Annotated in this window: 12 protein-coding genes; 3 read left to right on the top strand and 9 right to left on the bottom strand. The window is 69.9% G+C overall.

The features are described from left to right. Positions 1 to 49 precede the first annotated feature (49 nt). From OG959_RS26275 to proB, 3 genes are all read right to left on the bottom strand, one after another. Complete coding sequence (locus OG959_RS26275) at positions 50 to 1,333, bottom strand: glutamate-5-semialdehyde dehydrogenase (protein ID WP_326662305.1); 1,284 nt, start codon at positions 1,331 to 1,333, stop codon at positions 50 to 52. A 78-nt stretch (positions 1,334 to 1,411) separates the two neighbouring features. Next, positions 1,412 to 1,909 carry a hypothetical protein gene (locus OG959_RS26270; RefSeq protein WP_326662303.1) on the bottom strand — a complete coding sequence of 166 codons (498 nt, stop codon included), beginning with the start codon at positions 1,907 to 1,909 and terminating at the stop codon, positions 1,412 to 1,414. 142 nt (positions 1,910 to 2,051) lie between these two features. Then, the gene (proB, locus tag OG959_RS26265) at positions 2,052 to 3,179 is read right to left on the bottom strand and encodes a glutamate 5-kinase (protein WP_326662301.1); all 1,128 of its coding nucleotides are present in this window, start codon (positions 3,177 to 3,179) and stop codon (positions 2,052 to 2,054) included. A gap of 199 nt (positions 3,180 to 3,378) precedes the next feature. Between proB and OG959_RS26260 the strand changes: the two genes are divergently transcribed. After that, positions 3,379 to 4,002, top strand: coding sequence for a dTDP-4-dehydrorhamnose 3,5-epimerase family protein (locus tag OG959_RS26260; protein ID WP_326662299.1), 624 nt, complete (start codon positions 3,379 to 3,381; stop codon positions 4,000 to 4,002). Here the strand turns inward: OG959_RS26260 and rfbD are convergent. The 4 genes from rfbD to galE form a co-directional block, all read right to left on the bottom strand. Continuing rightward, entirely contained in the window at positions 3,983 to 4,888 is a 906-nt protein-coding gene (gene rfbD, locus OG959_RS26255; RefSeq protein WP_442805630.1) for a dTDP-4-dehydrorhamnose reductase, read from the bottom strand. The two genes, OG959_RS26260 and rfbD, sit on opposite strands and share 20 nt — an antisense overlap. Beyond that, entirely contained in the window at positions 4,885 to 5,871 is a 987-nt protein-coding gene (rfbB, locus tag OG959_RS26250) for a dTDP-glucose 4,6-dehydratase (RefSeq protein WP_326662297.1), read from the bottom strand. Before rfbB ends, rfbD begins: the two co-directional genes overlap by 4 nt. After that, on the bottom strand, positions 5,868 to 6,938 hold the full coding sequence (locus tag OG959_RS26245; RefSeq protein WP_326662295.1) for a glucose-1-phosphate thymidylyltransferase: 1,071 nt from the start codon (positions 6,936 to 6,938) through the stop codon (positions 5,868 to 5,870). Before OG959_RS26245 ends, rfbB begins: the two co-directional genes overlap by 4 nt. Positions 6,939 to 7,259: 321 nt before the next feature. Beyond that, positions 7,260 to 8,231, bottom strand: coding sequence for a UDP-glucose 4-epimerase GalE (galE, locus tag OG959_RS26240; RefSeq protein WP_326662293.1), 972 nt, complete (start codon positions 8,229 to 8,231; stop codon positions 7,260 to 7,262). Positions 8,232 to 8,553: 322 nt separating this feature from the next. Between galE and OG959_RS26235 the strand changes: the two genes are divergently transcribed. Further along, positions 8,554 to 10,785, top strand: coding sequence for a bifunctional glycosyltransferase/CDP-glycerol:glycerophosphate glycerophosphotransferase (locus tag OG959_RS26235; protein ID WP_326662291.1), 2,232 nt, complete (start codon positions 8,554 to 8,556; stop codon positions 10,783 to 10,785). 22 nt (positions 10,786 to 10,807) lie between these two features. Continuing rightward, positions 10,808 to 14,392 carry a bifunctional glycosyltransferase/CDP-glycerol:glycerophosphate glycerophosphotransferase gene (locus OG959_RS26230; protein ID WP_326662289.1) on the top strand — a complete coding sequence of 1,195 codons (3,585 nt, stop codon included), beginning with the start codon at positions 10,808 to 10,810 and terminating at the stop codon, positions 14,390 to 14,392. A gap of 71 nt (positions 14,393 to 14,463) precedes the next feature. On the opposite strand, the gene OG959_RS26225 is transcribed toward OG959_RS26230, so the two are convergent. Both OG959_RS26225 and obgE read right to left on the bottom strand, forming a co-directional pair. Then, positions 14,464 to 16,497: a glycosyltransferase gene (locus OG959_RS26225; RefSeq protein ID WP_326662287.1), complete on the bottom strand. Its 2,034-nt coding sequence runs from the start codon at positions 16,495 to 16,497 to the stop codon at positions 14,464 to 14,466. Positions 16,498 to 16,801: 304 nt separating this feature from the next. Next, the gene (gene obgE / locus OG959_RS26220) at positions 16,802 to 18,241 is read right to left on the bottom strand and encodes a GTPase ObgE (protein ID WP_326662285.1); all 1,440 of its coding nucleotides are present in this window, start codon (positions 18,239 to 18,241) and stop codon (positions 16,802 to 16,804) included. Between the last annotated feature and the right edge of the window lie 32 nt (positions 18,242 to 18,273).

The following is an 18,273-nucleotide window of genomic DNA, read 5'->3' as shown; positions in this document are numbered from 1 at the left end:
GCGGGGTGGTTTTGGGCAGGGAGACGGCACATTCGCCGCGTCACACCGGTCACCTCACATGGCCGTCGCCGGTCACGATGTACTTCGTGGACGTCAGCTCCGGGAGCCCCATCGGGCCCCTGGCGTGCAGCTTCTGGGTGGAGATACCGATCTCCGCGCCGAAGCCGAACTGGCCGCCGTCCGTGAACCTCGTCGAGGCGTTCACGGCCACCGTCGTCGAATCCACCAACTGGGTGAAACGGCGTGCCGCGGCCTGCGAGGTCGTCACGATCGCCTCGGTGTGGCCGGAGGACCAGAGCCGGATGTGCGCCACGGCCGCGTCCAGCGACTCCACGACGGCCGCCGCGATGTCGTACGAGAGGTACTCGGTCTCCCAGTCCTCCGCTGTCGCCGCCACCACGGTGGCCTTGGTGCCCTCGGCGTACTCCAGGACCCGCTCGTCACCGTGCACCGTCACACCGGCCTCGGCGAGGGCGTCCAGGGCCCGGGGCAGGAACGCGTCGGCGACGTCCTTGTGGACCAGGAGCGTCTCCGCGGCGTTGCAGACGCTCGGGCGCTGCGCCTTGGAGTTGACCAGGATGGCGACGGCCATGTCGAGGTCGGTCTGCGCGTCCACGTACACGTGGCAGTTGCCGGTACCGGTCTCGATCACCGGAACGGTGGACTCCTCGACGACGGTGCGGATCAGCGAGGCGCCGCCGCGCGGGATGAGCACGTCGACGAGGCCGCGCGCCCGCATGAGCTCGCGTACTGAGTCACGGTTCTCGCCCGGCACCAGCTGGACCGCGTCGGCCGGCAGACCGGAGCCGCCGACCGCGTCACGCAGCACCCGTACGAGTGCGCTGTTGGAGGCGTAGGCGGATGACGAACCCCGCAGCAGCACGGCGTTGCCCGACTTCAGGCAGAGGGCCGCGGCGTCCACCGTGACGTTGGGCCGTGCCTCGTAGATGATCCCGACGACGCCGAGGGGCACCCGGACCTGGCGCAGGTCGATGCCGTTGGGCAGGGTCGAACCGCGCACCACCTCGCCGACCGGGTCGGGCAGCGCCGCCACGTCCCGCACGTCGGCCGCGATGGCACGGATCCGCTCGGGGGTGAGGGTGAGCCGGTCGACGACCGACTCGCTGGTCCCGGCCTCGCGGGCGCGCGCCACGTCCTCGGCGTTGGCCGTGAGGATGTCGCTGGTCCGCACTTCGAGCGCGTCCGCGATCGCCAGCAGCGCGTCGTCCTTCGCCGCGCGCGGAAGTGGCGCGATGTCGGCGGCGGCGGAGCGGGCCCGGTAGGCGGCCTGGGCGACCGGGGACATGTTGTCGTACGGCGAAAGCGTGGTCATGCCCGCAGGGTAATGCGCACGCTGCGGGCATCTGTCACGTATCCCGTGATGCGAGACGGCCGTCCGGGGACGGCCGTCTCAGTACGGGTGCACGCCGACCGGGGCGGCCGGGGGTGGCCCGTACCCCTCGGCGACGCGCTGGTGGTACGTCTCGCGGTCGATGACCTCCAGGCCGACGATCTCCCAGGGCGGCAGCCCCGCGCTGGAGCGGTGCTCACCCCACAGCCTCAGGGCCACCGCCGCCGCGTCGTGCAGGTCGCGGGCCTCTTCCCAGTAGCGGACTTCCGCGTGGTCGTTGGCGTAGCGGCTGGTCAGCAGGAAGGGGTGGTCGTGCGCGAGCTGTTCCAGGCCGCGTCTGACCTCCTTCAGCGGAATCTCGGTGCCGGAGACGCAGAGCGTGATGTGCCACAGCTTCGACTGCGTGCGTTCCTGGCCCGCTGACGCCGGTTCGGGCCCGGGCCGTTCGTCTCTCCGGTCCGCGGACCTGCTTCCGTCGAAGCCGATCCCTGCTCCGACGCTGGTCAGGGCGCGGCCACCCGTTCCTCGGGGCGGCGCCCCCGGGCGCGCTCGTCTCACCGGCGGCCTCCTGTGAATGTGTTGCTGTGCTGAACCCCGCAGTGTCCCTGCTACAAAGTGGACCAGTCCGCGGCCCGGCTTGGGGCGGTTTTCGTGAAGGTCTCTGCCCGGAGGCTGGACTTTCAGCCGTTTCAGGGGTTCGTCAGGTGTCGAGAACGACAAGATCGTCCCTGTGTACGACCTCGCGTTCGTAGGCGGGACCGAGTTCGCGGGCCAGGTCACGGGTGGAGCGTCCGAGGAGCTGCGGGATCTCCTTGGCGTCGAAGTTGACGAGGCCGCGGGCGACCGGCCGGCCCCGCAGATCGCGGAGCTCCACCGGGTCCCCCGCGGTGAACTCGCCCTCGACCGCGGCGATCCCGGCCGGCAGCAGCGAGCTGTGGCGCTCCACGACCGCCTGCACGGCCCCGTCGTCCAGGGTCAGCGAACCCTGCGGGGTGGAGGCGTGGGCGAGCCACAGCAGCCGGTCCGCCGAGCGGCGTCCGGTGCGGTGGAAGTAGGTACCCGTGTCGCGGCCGGCCAGCGCGTCGGCCGCGTGGCTCGCGGAGGTCAGGACGACCGGGACGCCGGCCGCTGTGGCGATCCGGGCGGCCTCGACCTTGGTGACCATGCCGCCGGTGCCGACGCCCGCCTTGCCGGCGCTCCCGATGCTGACCCCGGCCAGATCGGCGGGGCCGGTGACCTCGGCGATGCGGGTGGTGCCGGGGATGCTCGGGTCGCCGTCGTAGAGGCCGTCCACGTCGGAGAGCAGGATCAGCAGGTCGGCGCGGACCAGGTGCGCGACGAGCGCGGCGAGCCGGTCGTTGTCGCCGAAGCGGATCTCGTCGGTGGCGACGGTGTCGTTCTCGTTGACGATCGGCAGCGCGCCCATGTCCAGGAGCTGGTCCAGGGTGCGGTAGGCGTTGCGGTAGTGGGCGCGGCGGCTGGTGTCGTTGCTGGTGAGGAGGACCTGGCCGACACGGACGCCGTAGCGGGCGAAGGAGGCGGTGTAGCGGGCGACGAGCAGCCCCTGGCCGACGCTGGCGGCGGCCTGCTGCCTGGCCAGGTCCTTGGGCCTGCGGTGCAGGCCCAGCGGGGCGAGTCCGGCAGCGATGGCGCCGCTGGAGACGAGGACGACCTCGCGCTCGCCGCCGCTGCGCACCTTGGCGAGTACGTCGACGAGTGCGTCGACCCGGTCGGCGTCGAGGCCTCCCGCGGCGGTGGTGAGAGAGGAGGAACCGACCTTGACGACGATCCTGCGGGCCTCCGTGACGCCCTGCCTGGCCCCTGACACGTGCATCCCCCATGGTTCGCCTCGCTGGACCCTGCAATCTACGCGAGCACGGGAATCGGCGCCTTCACGTTCCGCACCGTGGACCCCGCTTCGTCCGCATCCGTACCGTTCCGTATCCGTTCCGCCCCGCGACTCGTTGCAGGGGGTGGCGGCTCCACCGCCGAAGACCCGGCGAATTCCAGGAACAGGACGTGATCGCATGCGCCAGCTCTCCATCCCCGGGGCCTGGGTGCACGAGCCCGAGGTCATCCCCGACTCCCGCGGGAGCTTCCACGAGTGGTTCAGGGCCTCGGATCTCGGGGAGGCCGCGGGCCATGGGCTGGGGCTCGCGCAGGCCAACTTCTCCACGTCCCGCCGGGGCACGCTGCGTGGGATCCACTTCGCCGATGTGCCGCCGGGTCAGGCGAAGTACGTGAAGTGCGTACGGGGCGCGGTTCTCGACGTGATCGTGGACGTCCGGGCCGGCTCGCGCACGTACGGACGGTGGGAGGCGGTCCGTCTCGACGACACCGATCACCGGGCGGTCTACATCGCCGAGGGGCTCGGTCACGCCTTCATGGCGCTGACGGACGACGCGGGCGTCCTCTACCTCTGTTCCGAGGGCTACGCGCCCGGGCGCGAGCGCGGCATCGATCCGCTCGATCCGGAGCTGGGCATCGAGTGGCCCGCGGACATCGTGCCGCTGCTGTCCGGGAAGGACGCCGCGGCGCCGTCGCTCGCCGAGGCGGGGCAGCTGGGGCTGCTTCCCTCGTACGCGGAGTGCGAGGCGTACTACGCGCGGCTCCGGGCGGGGGAACCCGCGCTCAGCCCGGCCGGCCGCTGATCAGGGGGCGTTCCGCGGCGAGCAGCGCCGGGAACGCCTCGCCGAGGGCGGCGCGCCAGTCCCGGATGGGCTCGATCCCGGCGGCGGCGAACCGGTGGTGGGCGAGCACGCTGTACGCGGGCCGGGGGGCCGGGCGGGGGTACGCGCCGCTGGTGGTGGGCCGGACCCGGGCGGGGTCCGCGCCGAGCAGCCGGAAGATCTCCCGGGTGAAGCCGCACCAGGTCGTCTCGCCTGCGCTGGTGCCGTGGTAGATGCCCGCCGGGGCGGTGCCGTCGAGCGCGGCCTGTCCGAGCCGGACCAGCCGCGCGGCCAGGTCGACGGTCCAGGTGGGCTGTCCGCGCTGGTCGTCCACCACGTCGAGGGTGTCCTTGGCGCCCTCCAGCCGGATCATCGTGCGGACGAAGTTGGCGCCGCCCGCGCCGTAGAGCCAGGCGGTGCGCACGACGTAGCCGGTGTCGGGGAGGGTCTCCAGCACGGCGCGTTCGCCGGCGAGTTTGGTGCGGCCGTAGGCGCTGCGCGGGTCGGTGGGGGCGTCCTCGGGGTACGGGCGGGCGGCGTCCCCGGCGAACACGTAGTCGGTGGAGACATGGAGCAGGACGGCGCCGTGCTCACGGCAGGCCGCCGCCAGGACGGCGGGGCCGGTGCCGTTGATCCGCAGGGCGGCGTCCTCCTGGCTCTCGGCGTCGTCGACGGCGGTCCAGGCCGCGCAGTTGACGACGACGGCGGGCCGGTGGGCGGCGAACATCTCACGGACGCGGCCGGGATCGGCGATGTCCAGGGCCGTGCGGTCAGCGGCGACGGCGGTGACGTCCTGGTGGGCGAGCGCGGCCACGAGGTCCTGCCCGAGCATGCCCGCGGCCCCGGTGACCAGCCAGCGCGCGCTCACAGGGCGGCCCTCTCCTTGAGCGGCTCCCACCAGGAGCGGTTCTCGCGGTACCACCGCACGGTCTCGGCGAGCCCGGTGCGGAAGTCTTTGCGGGGCTCGTAGCCGAGTTCCTCGCGGATTCTGGTGCAGTCGACGGAGTAGCGCCGGTCGTGGCCCTTGCGGTCCTCGACGTGGACGACGTCGGTGTCCCATGCGGCGTCGCACGCCTCCAGGAGCAGTCCGGTGAGCTCCTTGTTGGAGAGCTCGGTGCCGCCGCCGATGTTGTAGACCTCGCCCGCGCGGCCCTTGGTGCGGACGAGTTCGATGCCCTGGACGTGGTCGTCGATGTGCAGCCAGTCGCGGACGTGGGCGCCGTCGCCGTACAGCGGGACCGGCCGGCCGTCCAGCAGGTGGGTGACGAAGAGCGGGATGACCTTCTCGGGGAAGTGGTGGTGCCCGTAGTTGTTGGAGCAGCGGGTCACCCGCACGTCGAGTCCGTGGGTGCGGTGGTAGGACAGCGCGATCAGGTCGCTCGACGCCTTGGAGGCGGAGTACGGGGAGTTGGGCGCGAGCGGTTCGCTCTCGGTCCAGGAGCCCTCGTCGATCGATCCGTAGACCTCGTCGGTGGAGATGTGCACGAAGGTCCGGACGCCCGCCAGGTGCGCGGCATGGACGAGGGTGTGGGTGCCCAGGACGTTCGTACGCACGAACTCGGCGCCGCCGTCGATGGAGCGGTCCACATGGGATTCGGCGGCGAAGTGCACCACCTGGTCGTGTCCGGCCATCAGGCCTCCGACCAGCTCCGCGTCACAGATGTCGCCCTGGACGAACGAGAATCCGGGGTGGCCGCGCACGGCGTCGAGGTTGGCCGGATTGCCCGCGTAGGTGAGCTTGTCGAGCACGGTCACGGCGATGTCGCCGGGGCCGTCGGGGCCCAGCAGCGTACGGACGTAGTGGGAGCCGATGAAGCCGGCACCGCCGGTCACCAGGAGGTGGTTCGTCATGAGGAGATCTGCACCTTGCTGTGGTCGCCGAGGACGAGTCGGTGGGCGGAGGGGCTCCGGGGTGCGGGGGTCACCTCGACCTCGTGGCCGATGAGGGAGGCCTCGACGCGGCGGACGCCGTCGATCGAGGCGCCCCGCAGGACGATGGAGTACTCGATCTCGCTGTCCTCGATCCGGCAGTCGTGGGCGACCGAGGTGAACGGTCCGACGTAGGCGTCGCTGATCACCGAGCGGGCGCCGATGATGGCGGGGCCGACGATCCGGCTGCGGGTGACGCGGGCACCCGGCTCGATCCGGACCCGGCCGATGATCTCGCTCTCGTCGTCGACGTGGGCGCCGCGGGTGCAGGGCTCGACGGTCTCCAGCACGGTGCGGTTGACCTCCAGCATGTCGGTGACGTTGCCGGTGTCCTTCCAGTATCCGCGGATCGTGGTGGAGCGGACGTCGCGCTCCTGGTCGATCAGCCACTGGATGGCGTGGGTGATCTCCAGCTCGCCGCGCCAGGACGGGCGGATGGAACGGACGGCCTCGTGGATGACCTTGGTGAAGAGGTAGACGCCGACGAGCGCCATGTCGCTCTTGGGCTCCTTGGGCTTCTCCTCCAGGGCCACGACCCTGCCGTCCCCGTCGAGTTCGGCGACGCCGAAGGAGGTCGGGTCGGGCACCTGGGTCAGCAGGATCTGGGCGTCGGGCCGGTCCGCGCAGAATCCCTCGACCAGTCCGGCGATCCCGCCGACGATGAAGTTGTCGCCGAGGTACATGACGAAGTCGTCGTCGCCGAGGAAGCGCTGGGCGATCAGGACCGCGTGGGCGAGGCCGAGCGGTTCGGACTGCGGGATATAGGTGACGTCGATGCCGAACCGGGATCCGTCGCCGACCGCCGCACGGATCTCCTCCTCGGTTTCGCCCACGATGATGCCGACCTCGGTGATACCGGCTTCCGCGATGGCTTCGAGCCCGTAGAACAGCACCGGTTTGTTCGCCACCGGGACCAGTTGTTTGGCCGAGGTATGAGTGATGGGACGAAGCCGGGTGCCTGCCCCACCGGAAAGTACGAGAGCCTTCACTGATCTGCCCCACGATGAGTCGGCGGTCCTGTCGCAGCTGCGACCTACCGGGTGACCTTAGTCAGGTCCGTCCGCTCATCCGCGGCGAAACAGCTGCGCCGACCCGCTTACCGACTCGTCCGGAGGAAAAGCGACGGCCCCCCGTAACCATTCCGCCTCTTTCCGCTCCCGTCGGTTCACGAAATGCGTCACACCGGCGCGTGATGTCGAACTCGATATCGAATTCTCCGCATTTCGCTTATCTCTCGGCCAGAGGCCCCAGGGTCTTCCGTTTGGATCAGGCCGGACCCCGCGAGCCCGGCCTGATCCAAACGAGAGGCCTCAGGGGTGGCGCAGCCGCCAGCCCTGCCAGGCGGACTCGATCATCTCGTCGACGCCGTACCGGGCCGACCAGCCAAGCTCCGCGCGGATCCGGTCCGCGCCCGCGACCACGCGAGCCGGGTCACCGGCACGGCGGGGGGCCACCTCTGGCGTGATGTCCCCGTGGTCCGTCGCCTTGAGGATGCGGTCGACCATCTCGCGCACCGAGCTGCCCTCGCCGCGGCCGATGTTCAGCGTGAGGTCCGTGCCGGGCTCGGCCCCCTCCAGCCGGCGTGCGGCGGCGAGGTGGGCGGACGCGATGTCCTCCACATGGATGTAGTCGCGGACGCAGGTGCCGTCGGGCGTCGCGTAGTCGTCGCCGAAGATCCGCGGGCCCTCGCCGGCCTCCAGGCGCTCGAAGACCATCGGGATGAGGTTGAACACGCCGGCGTCGGCGAGCTCGGGCGAGGCCGCACCGGCGACGTTGAAGTAGCGCAGGGACGCGCAGCGCAGTCCGTGGGCCCGGGCGGCGGCGTGGATCAGCCATTCGCCGACGAGCTTGGTCTCCCCGTACGGGCTCATCGGCGCGCAGGGGGTGTCCTCCGTGACGAGGTCCACGTCGGGCATGCCGTAGACGGCGGCCGACGAGGAGAACACCAGCCGGTCGACTCCCGCCGCGACCATGCTCTCCAGCAGCACCTCCAGACCGGTGACGTTCTCCCGGTAGTAATGGAGGGGGCGCTCGACGGACTCGCCGACCTGCTTCTTGCCTGCGACATGCACCACACCCGTCACGGTGTGGTCACGGATCGCGGCGTCCAGGGCCGGCCGGTCCAGCACGCTGCCGGTGACCAGGGGCACACCGTCGGGCACGCTCGCGGCGTTCCCCGTGGAGAGGTCGTCGTACACGACCACCCGCAGTCCGCCGGCGAGCATCGCCCGCACGACGTGCGCACCTATGTATCCGGCCCCGCCCGTAACCATCCAGGTCATTCTGTGCGTCTCTCCCTCTGTACGTGGTGCTGCCGTGCGCGCTCCGTCGACAGGTTCACCTTACGTGCACGCGAAATCGAATCAGACAAATAGCCGTCAACCGTATTATCGTGCGACATGAAGCCGTGCATGGAGTGACACCCGGGGAACACCGCGGGTGAAGCCGGACAGTCATGGATGAAGCCGGGGCAAACACAAGGCCACGGCGGGTGGATGTCGATCAATTACGCTGTTCAGGTGCTCAGGCCCTCCCCCACGATTCCGCGGTGCGAATCGGTGCCTGCGCACAGACCCTGCAGACAGCTCTCTGGACTGGTGAAGGATGCCTCGACTGACACTCATCGTGCCTGCGTACAACGTGCAGGGGTATGTTCGGGAGTGCCTCGACTCCGTGCTGCAGCAGGACTTCACCGACTTCGAGGTCGTCGCCGTGGACGACTGCTCGCCGGACGGCTCCGGCGCCATCCTCGACGAGTACGCGGAGCGCGACCCCCGGGTGCGCGTACTCCACCTGAGCGAGAACGTGGGGCCGGGCCACGCCCGTAACGCCGGGATGGATCTGGCGACCGGCGACTACCTGCTCTTCCTCGACAGTGACGACACCCTGGCGCCCGGCTCGCTGAGCGGCATCGCCGGACGCCTCGACGCGACCGACGACCCCGACATCCTGGTCCACGACTACGCGCGCAGCTTCTGGGACGGCCGGCTGCTGCCCGGCCGGCGGGCGGATCTCCTCGGCGGCGCCGAGCCCGCGGTGTTCCCCCTGTCGGAGCGGCCCGCGCTGCTCGACCTGCTGCAGATCGTCTGGAACAAGGCCTACCGGCGCGATTTCGTCGAGGCGCACGGGTTCCGCTTCCCGTCCGGGTACTACGAGGACGCGCCCTGGACGTACACCACCCTGGTCACGGCGGAAAGCATCGCGCTGCTCGACCGTGTCTGCGTGCTCCACCGGCAGCGACGCGAGGGCGGAAACATCCTCGACACCGTCAGCCGCAGGCATTTCGATGTATTCGACCAGTACGACCGCGTCTTCACCTATCTGGACGAGCATCCGGAATTCGATTCCTGGCGCCCCGTCCTTTTCCGTAAAATGGTCGACCACTACCTCACGGTGCTGGAGAAGCCGGGCCGCCTCCCCAGGAATGCGCGGGCAGAATTCTTCCACCGTGCGGCCGCCGACTACAACCGCCGGCTGCCCGAGGGATTCGAACGTCCGGGCGGCGCCCTCGGTTACCAGTACGCGATGCTCGGCAGGGACTCCTATCCGGCACTGACCGGTGTCACCCGGGCGAACCAGGTGCGCACCCGGGCCCGGGCGCGCAACACCCGGAGCATCAGCCGGGCCAAGCGGGCCGCGATGCGGATGATCTACCAGTCGCAGCTGCGGCTGCCCCTGGACGAGAACCTCGCGGTCTTCTCCGCCTACTGGGGCCGCGGCTACGCGTGCAACCCCGCGGCCATCGACGCCGAACTGGCCCGGCTGGCCCCGCACATCCGCCGGGTCTGGACCGTGCGCGCCGAGCATGTGAGCCGGGTCCCCAAGGGTGTGGAGGTGGCCGTCGTCGGCTCCCGCGAGTACTGGACGGCGCTGGCCCGCGGCACGTACTTCATCAACAACGTGAACTTCGCGGACTCGCTGATCAAGCGCCCGGGCCAGATCCACCTGCAGACCCATCACGGCACCCCGCTGAAGACGATGGGCCTCGACCAGGCCGACTACCCGGCGTCCACGAACATGGACATGGCGGATCTGCTCCGGCGCTGCGACCGCTGGGACTACAGCATCACGTCCAACCGCCACTCCACCACCGTGTGGGAGCGGGTCTATCCGTGTTCCTACACCTCGCTGGAGACCGGCTACCCGCGCAACGACGTCCTGATCAACGCCGGGGCCGAGGAGGTGGCACGGGCCCGCCGCGAGCTCGGTGCGGCGGACGGTTCCAAGGTCTTCCTGTACACGCCGACCCACCGCGAGTACCAGAAGGAGTTCTCGCCCCGGATCGACCTCGCGAAGCTGGCCGAGGAGCTGGGCCCGGACGTCACCCTGCTGGTGCGCGGCCACTACTTCTACAAGCCCACGGGCAGGCTCGCCGAGCTCCAGGCCAGCGGCCGGGTGATCGACGTCTCCGCACACCCGTGCGTGGAGGAGCTCTACCTCGCAGCCGACGCCATGATCACCGACTACTCGTCGGCCATGTTCGACTACGCCAACCTCGACCGGCCGATCGTGATCTTCGCCGACGACTGGGACACGTACAAGGTCGTCCGGGGCAGCTACTTCGACCTGATGGCCGAGCCTCCCGGGGCCGTGGCCACCACCCAGGCGCAGCTCACCGATATCCTCCGCTCCGACGAGTGGCGGAGCGAGAGGTCCGCGGCCTTCCGGGCCGCGTTCCGTCAGCGCTTCTGCGACTTCGACGACGGCCGTGCGGCCGAGCGCGTCGTACGCACCGTGTTCCTCCGCGAAGAGGAACCACTCCCTGTCACACCGCTTGCCGAGCGCACTCCGGCACCGTCCCCTACCCAGGCGCTCGAACTGGTCGAGCGGGTCTGACCCGAAAGGAATGCCGAAAAACATGACCCCCCGGCTCAGTGTCATCGTGCCCGTGTACAACGTCGAGGAGTACCTCGAGGCCTGCCTCGACTCGGTGGAGGCACAGACCTTCACCGACCTGGAAGTCGTCATGGTCGACGACGGCTCCACCGACGGCTCGGCTGCGATAGCCGCCGCCTTTGCCGAGCGCGACCCGCGCTTCCGGCTGGTGACGAAGGAGAACGGCGGCCTCGGCTCGGCCCGCAACGCGGGCCTGGCCGACATGGCGCCGGAGAGCGAGTACTTCGCCTTCCTCGACAGCGATGACGTCATCCCGCCGGACGCCTACCGCATGATGGTCGCCAGCCTCGACGACACCGGTTCGGACTTCGCCACCGGCAACGTGTTCCACGTCAAGGGCGAGCGGTCCTGGCAGGTGCCGCTCCTCAAGATGCTGGCCGGCGAGGCCCGCAAGCGCACGCACATCTCCGAGTACCCCAAGCTCGTCGCGGACCGCATCTCCTGCAACAAGGTCTGGCGCCGCACCTTCTGGGAGAAGAACGGCTTCGCGTTCCCCGAGGGCGTGCTCTACGAGGACAGCGCCGTGGTGCTGCGTGCCCACTACCTGGCCGACGCCATCGACCTGATCGGCGAGCCCGTCTACTACTGGCGGCAGCGCGAGGGCGAGGCCGCCCCGTCCATCACCCAGCGCCGCACCGACCCGCAGGGCGTCCGCGACCGCGTCGCCGCCTGTGAGTCCGTGACCCAGTTCCTCGCCGACCGCCCCGGCCCCCAGTGGGCCCAGTTCAAGCGGGAGTACGACGCCCGCGTGCTCCGGGACGACCTGCGCATCTTCCTCAACGTCGTGCCGGACGGCGACGTTGAGTACCGCGAGGCCTTCCTCGTGGCCGCCAACCGCTACCTCGACCAGGTCGATCCGCAGGTCCTGGACGAGCTGCCGGCCGTGCTGCGCGTGCAGTACGCGCTGGTGCGCCGCGGCGCGATCTCCGAGCTGATCGACCTCCTCGCCGACCAGCGGCGCCGTGAGCCGGTCGAGGTCAGCGGCTTCCTGCGCAAGTACGCCGGGTTCAAGGCCCTGGACCGCAGCGGTGTCACGCTCTCCCGCAAGACCCTGCGCATCGACAAGGACCTGGAGCTCAGGACCCCGCTGGTCGGTGTGGAGTGGCAGAAGGGCAAGCTGCTGCTGAGCGGCGACGCCTGGATAGACAAGATCGACATCCCGAACCGGCGCAGCACCGCCAAGTTCATCCAGATCAAGAAGGGCGGCTCCCGCCGCCGTCTGATCTTCCCCGCGAAGAACGTCTTCCGCCCGGGACGCACGTCGGACACGTGGCAGAAGCGCTACAACTACGACTGGTCCGGCTGGGAGTTCTCCTTCGATCCCGCCAAGCTCCGCCACAACGGGCAGTGGGAGGAGGGCATCTGGCACATCGGCGTGATCGTCATGAGCTCCGGTCTCCTGCGCCGCCGGGGCATCCAGTCGAACGGCGGCAGCGCCGCCAACTTCCCGCCCTATCAGTGGCTCGACAAGAACTACCGGATGCTGCCGAGCGTCGAGGGTGCCGCGCTCAAGCTGCGCATCGAACGGGTCGACGCGCTGGTGACCGGCCGTGAGCTGGACGGCGACCGGGTCGTGATCCGAGGTGAGATCCGCACCCCGCTGGAGAGCGGCGCGTCCGTCGCCCTGCACGTCTCCAACCAGTCCAGCGGCGAGATCCGGCGCTACCCGGTCACCGTCGGGGCCGAGCAGAACGGCACCAGCGCCTTCGACGTCGAGGTGCCGCTCACCGACATCGCGCTGGTCACCGCCGAGAGCACCGAAGGTCACGCCCAGCCGCGGGTGCGCAACTGGTCCACCGCCCTGATGGTCTCCGGCCCCGACGAGACCGCGGAGCCGCGCCGGCTGAGCCCCGTCGTCCAGGAGGGCATCGAGGACGCGCGCTTCCAGCTGCCCGCGAGCATGGGCCGGCAGGCGGGCCGTCACGAGCTGGCGGTCATCGCCGGCCACAACGGCTACCTCAAGTTCCGCGGCCAGACCGAGCGTGCCGTCATGACGCGGGCGAGCGAGCGGGACGGCAAGCTCGTCCTGTCCGGTCACGCACCGCTGCACCTCGTGGGTTCCGAGCTGCTGCTGAAGGCCAAGGGCCGGTTCGACGAGCGCCTGGTTCCGGTCAACTGGGCCGCCGACGGGACGTACGAGACGGCCTTCGACCCGTCGACCCTGGGCGGTGGCGCCCAGGGCACCGTTCCGCTCAAGGCCGGCCGGTGGAACTTCTTCCTCCGCCAGGCCGATGGTCCGGACGTCGAGTTCGTCATTGACCGGCTCGCCTCGGACCAGTTCCCGCTGCACACCACGCTGAAGGGCCGCCGGTACTGGCTCGAGGCCCGCTGGCACGACTTCCCGCAGCTCAACTGCCGCTCCGAGCTGGCCGATGTGGAGCGCGGCCCGTTCCGCCAGGCCCAGTTGCGCCGTGAGGTGTACGACGCCAAGTGCCTGGAGCCGCTGCGCGACCAGGTGTTCTACCTGAGCTACAACGGCAAGCAGTACTCGGACAGCCCGCGTGCCATGCACGAGGAGCTGGTGCGCCGGGGTGCCGACCTCAAGCACCTGTGGGCGGTCCGCGACGGCCAGGTGGAGCTTCCGCCGACGGCCGAGAAGGTCCGGATGTGGGGCACCGAGTGGTTCGACGCGCTGGCCTCCAGCAAGTACATCGTGACCAACGCGCACCTTCCCGAGTGGGTGGTCCGGCGTCCGGGACAGGTCATCGTCCAGACCTGGCACGGCACGATGCTGAAGAAGATCGGTCATGACATCGACACGCTCCACTTCGACAAGGAGTACCAGAAGCGTCTGGAGCTCGAGGCGAAGAACTGGAGCATGCTCGTCTCCTCCAACCGCTTCAGCACGCCGATCCTGAAGCGTGCCTTCTCCTACGACGGGGAGATCCTCGAGGCCGGTTACCCGCGCAACGACTACCTGTACTCCGACGAGCGGGTCAAGCTCGCCGAGGAGATCAGGAAGCGGATCGGGCTGCCCGAGGGCAAGAAGGTGGTGCTCTACGCGCCGACGTGGCGCGACGACCAGTCGCACCGGGCCGGGCAGTACTCCTTCGACCTCCGCCTCGACCTGGAGGATGCCCGGCGCCGCCTCGGCGACGAGTACGTCCTGCTGATCCGGCGCCATTCCAACGTCGTGGACCAGGTGCCCGGCGCCGGCAACGGCTTCGTCTGGGACGTCTCCGAGTACCCGGACATCGCCGACCTGTATCTGGCGTCCGACATCATGATCACCGACTACTCGTCCGTGATGTTCGACTACGCCCACCTCAAGCGGCCGATGCTCTTCTTCGCGTACGACCTGGAGCACTACCGCGACACGCTGCGCGGGTTCTACTTCGACTTCGAGAAGGACTCGCCCGGCCCGCTGGTCCGTACGTCCTCCGAGCTCATCGACTCGATCATCAACATCGACACGGTGTGGCCCGAGTACGGCGAGCGGTTCGACCGCTTCCACCACCTGTTCTGCGACCTGGACGACGGCCGGGCCTCGCAGCGCGTCGTGGACCGCATGATCGAGCAGGCCACGGAACTCACCGAGGAGAAGTAGCCGCACACGCCGAAGGGGCGGGCCCGGAGATCAGATCTCCGGGCCCGCCCCTTCGTTCTGTCCACGCCGCCCTACGGCGCGACGTCCACCGTCTTGAAGGCGAGCTGCGACAGAGCCGTGTAGTACGGCCGGATCTCGACCTTCGTGACCGGGCGCGGCGCCGGCTTGCCGCCGTTCAGCGTCCGGGTCACCCGGCGCCCCACCTTCGCCAGCAACGTCCTGCTGGGATCGGGCAGGATCCGGATCACCGGGCGCGGGAAGGTGAACACTCCTATGGGCGCCAGGACGTCGGTGGCGAGCTTGCCGACCTGGACGCGGTCCGCGCCCGCGGCCGGGCGCAGCCACACGTCCCAGATCTGCTCGGGCCCCTCGTGCTCGGCCACCAGCGCGGCGCAGTCGACCGAGGCGGTGATCCGTCGGTCTTCCAGTGCCGCTGCCGGGAACGACAGCACCCTGTCCTTGTCCTTGCGGTGCACGGCCTCCAGGACCGCGCCGGGGCCCAGGGTCACGCCCCAGGCGGCGGCCTCCAACTGGATGGTCCCGGTGTCGACCGCGAGCGCGTCTATCTCCAGGTGGGCGTCGCGCACCACACTGCGAATCCGCAGACGGTCCATCTCACCCCGGTGCGGGAGCAGCAACTCCAGCGCGGGGGCGCCGTTCTCCCGGGGCAGCTGGACGTTGAGCAGATCCCGTACGTCGCAGCCGTAGCCGTCGACCGTGAGCGGAACCTCGTTGCCGTCCGGGGTGCGCACGGACAGCTCCCAGGTCCCCTCGGGCAGCCCGTCGTGCCAGGGCACCACGGCGCTGCCGTCGGGCGCGATCGCGAACCGCTCCTCGGCCGGGTTCCGCCCGACCCTGCGGCAGGCGATCTCGGCGCCGTGGGCCTCCGCGGGCAGCGTGCCGACGTCGATGCGGACCGATCCCAGGGTATCCACCTGCGCCGTCGCGGTCGTGGGCAACGCCCGGCGGGCGGCCGCGTCGCGCAGGATCGCCTCGAAGCGCGCACAGCTGGCCGGCTCCTGGAAGCGGACCGCGTTGCGCACGGCTGCCTCCCCCATGCGCTTGCGCCGCTCGTCGTCCTCGACCAGTTCGAGGAGGGCCTCGGCCATGGCGGCGGTGTCGCCGCGCGGGACGATGAGTCCGTCCTCGCCGTGGGTGAGGATGTTGCGCGGGCCGTGGTTGGCGTCGGTGCTGACGACGGGAAGTCCGGCCGCCATCGCCTCGACGATCACGTTGCCGAACGCCTCCCGCTTGGAGGGGAGCACGAAGATCGAGCCCTTGCTGAACTCCGGCGCCACCGGGGCGGCCGGTCCCATCAGCGTCACGGTGTTGTGCAGGCCGAGGCTCTCGATCTGCTTGCGGAGGTTGGCCTTCTCGGTACCGCCGCCGTAGATCCGCAGGCGCCAGTCGGGACGCTTGGCCACGACGGTGGCGAACGCCTCGACGACCGCCGCGAAGTTCTTGTTCTCCTTGAGGAGACCGGCCGCGATGATGACCTTGTTGGTGGTCTTGGACTGCACGGGGGCCGGGGGCACACAGTTCGGCATGACGGCCAGCCGGTTGCGTACGCCCGGCACCAGCTTGCCGATGCTCTCGACCTCTTCGGGCGTCAGCGCGGTGAGCGCGTCCAGCGAGTGGTACGCCTTGAACAGCCGTCCCTGGTAGTACTTCGCGTAGATCGAGGGCATCGAGTGCTCCTGCGTGACCCGCAGATAGTCGCCCTCGGCGTACGACAGCATGATCGTGTTCCGCGGGCTGGAGCTGACCACGACGTCGGAGTCCGTGGTCGCGAGGAACTCGAGGAGCCGCAGCTCGGCCAGCCGGCTGACGACCGGCTTCTTCTCGGCCGGGTCGACCGGGTAGACCTTGGGGAAGACCTCGATCAGCGGGTCGTCCAGATCCGACATCGGCGAGTGCTTGCGCAGATCGGTCAGCGCGCGCACGGAAACCCGCGGGTCGAGTGGGAAGTAGGACTCGTCCCGCACCTTGCGGAGAGCGATGATCTCCACCTCGTGCCGGGCCGCCAGCGCGCCCGCCAGGTTCTGTGTGGCACTGACCACTCCGCCCATGTGGCAGAGGTCGCGCACCAGAAATGAAATCTTCACTTGCGTCTTTCGGCTGGGCCGCGGCTCGCGGCAGTCCCCGGGCGGCCTCGCGTGAATAACACCTTCACGCTTCCCCTACCCCCTCGGCGTTGCGAGGGCAGGCGCTGCCCTCGCACAAGGAAGACGGACAGGAGGTGCACAGGGTTGTGTGGGAAGTCAGAGTTTATCGAACCTTGAACTGAACGGACGGACAACGACGGCATACCGAATCCACTTCTCAGCCGCCCCGATCGCCCGGCCGGCGAAAGAGGCGTGTCCCCGCACCGGGAAGCCGGTACGGGGACACGCCTCCCACACATCCGTCCTACGCGAACGGATCGAACTCCTGGTACTCCTTGCTGACGTCGTCGCGCTCCGTCTCACGGTCACGACGGCGCTGCGCCGCCGGACGCGGCTCCTCCAGACGGTGGTCCTCACCGCGGCGGCCGAGCATCTCCGCACCGGCCGTCACCGTGGGCTCCCAGTCGAAGACCACGGCGTTGTCCTCGGCGCCGATGGCCACGCCGTCGCCGGCCCTGGCACCTGCCTTGCGCAGCTGGTCCTCGACGCCCAGCCGGTTCAGCCGGTCCGCGAGGTAGCCGACGGCCTCGTCGTTGTTGAAGTCGGTCTGGCGCACCCAGCGCTCCGGCTTCTCGCCGCGCACCCGGTAGATGCCGTCGTCCTCCAGGACCACGGTGAACCCGGCATCGTCCACGGCCTTGGGCCGGATGACGATGCGGGTGGCCTCCTCCACGGGCTTGGCGGCACGCGCCTCGGCGGTGACGCCGGCCAGCGCGAAGGAGAGCTCCTTGAGCCCCGTGCGCGCGACGGCGGACGCCTCGAAGACGCGGTAGCCGCGGGCTTCCAGCTCGGGACGGATCATGTCCGCGAGGTCCTGGCCGTCCGGAATGTCGATCTTGTTGAGGACGACGATACGGGGCCGGTCCTCCAGTCCCCCGTACAGCTTCAGCTCCTCCTCGATCATGTCGAGGTCGGAGACCGGGTCGCGGTCGGACTCCAGCGTCGCCGTGTCCAGGACGTGGACGAGTACCGAGCAGCGCTCGACGTGCCGCAGGAACTCCAGGCCGAGGCCCTTGCCCTGGCTGGCGCCCGGGATCAGACCCGGTACGTCGGCGATGGTGTAGACGGTGCTGCCCGCGGTGACCACGCCCAGGTTCGGGACGAGGGTCGTGAACGGGTAGTCGGCGATCTTCGGCTTGGCGGCCGACAGGACCGAGATCAGCGAGGACTTGCCCGCACTCGGGTAGCCGACGAGCGCCACGTCGGCGACGGTCTTCAGCTCCAGGACGACGTCCCGGGCCTCACCGGGCTCGCCGAGCAGCGCGAAGCCGGGGGCCTTGCGGCGGGCGGAGGCCAGCGCGCCGTTGCCGAGGCCGCCGCGGCCGCCCTGGCCGGCGATGAACATCGTGCCCTGGCCGACGAGGTCGGCCAGCACGTTGCCCGCGCCGTCGAGGACGACGGTGCCGTCCGGCACGGGCAGGACCAGGTCCTGGCCCTCCTTGCCGGTGCGGTTGTCGCCCGCGCCGGGCTGGCCGTTGGTGGCCTTGCGGTGGGGGTGGTGGTGGTAGTCGAGGAGCGTGGTGACAGCCTGATCGACGATCAGGGTCACGTCGCCGCCACGGCCGCCGTTGCCGCCGTCCGGGCCGCCGAGCGGCTTGAACTTCTCACGGTGAACGGAGGCACAGCCGTGGCCTCCGTTACCCGCGGCGACATGCAGTTCGACGCGGTCCACGAAGGTGGTCATGGGTGGAACCTCCAGTTACATACGTGCAGAAA

It is taken from the genome of Streptomyces sp. NBC_00385 (assembly GCF_035917155.1).
Classification (GTDB): Bacteria; Actinomycetota; Actinomycetes; order Streptomycetales; family Streptomycetaceae; genus Streptomyces; species Streptomyces poriferorum.
This window is presented reverse-complemented; position numbering and strand designations above follow the sequence as displayed.

What these genes read in the sequence shown, in the direction of transcription:
- OG959_RS26275 (WP_326662305.1), bottom strand. Translation starts at nt 1,333, where the DNA reads ATGACCACGCTTTCGCCGTACGACAACATGTCCCCGGTCGCCCAGGCC.
- OG959_RS26260 (WP_326662299.1), top strand. Translation starts at nt 3,379, where the DNA reads ATGCGCCAGCTCTCCATCCCCGGGGCCTGGGTGCACGAGCCCGAGGTC.
- rfbB (WP_326662297.1), bottom strand. Translation starts at nt 5,871, where the DNA reads ATGACGAACCACCTCCTGGTGACCGGCGGTGCCGGCTTCATCGGCTCC.
- galE (WP_326662293.1), bottom strand. Translation starts at nt 8,231, where the DNA reads ATGACCTGGATGGTTACGGGCGGGGCCGGATACATAGGTGCGCACGTC.
- OG959_RS26235 (WP_326662291.1), top strand. Translation starts at nt 8,554, where the DNA reads ATGCCTCGACTGACACTCATCGTGCCTGCGTACAACGTGCAGGGGTAT.
- OG959_RS26230 (WP_326662289.1), top strand. Translation starts at nt 10,808, where the DNA reads ATGACCCCCCGGCTCAGTGTCATCGTGCCCGTGTACAACGTCGAGGAG.
- obgE (WP_326662285.1), bottom strand. Translation starts at nt 18,241, where the DNA reads ATGACCACCTTCGTGGACCGCGTCGAACTGCATGTCGCCGCGGGTAAC.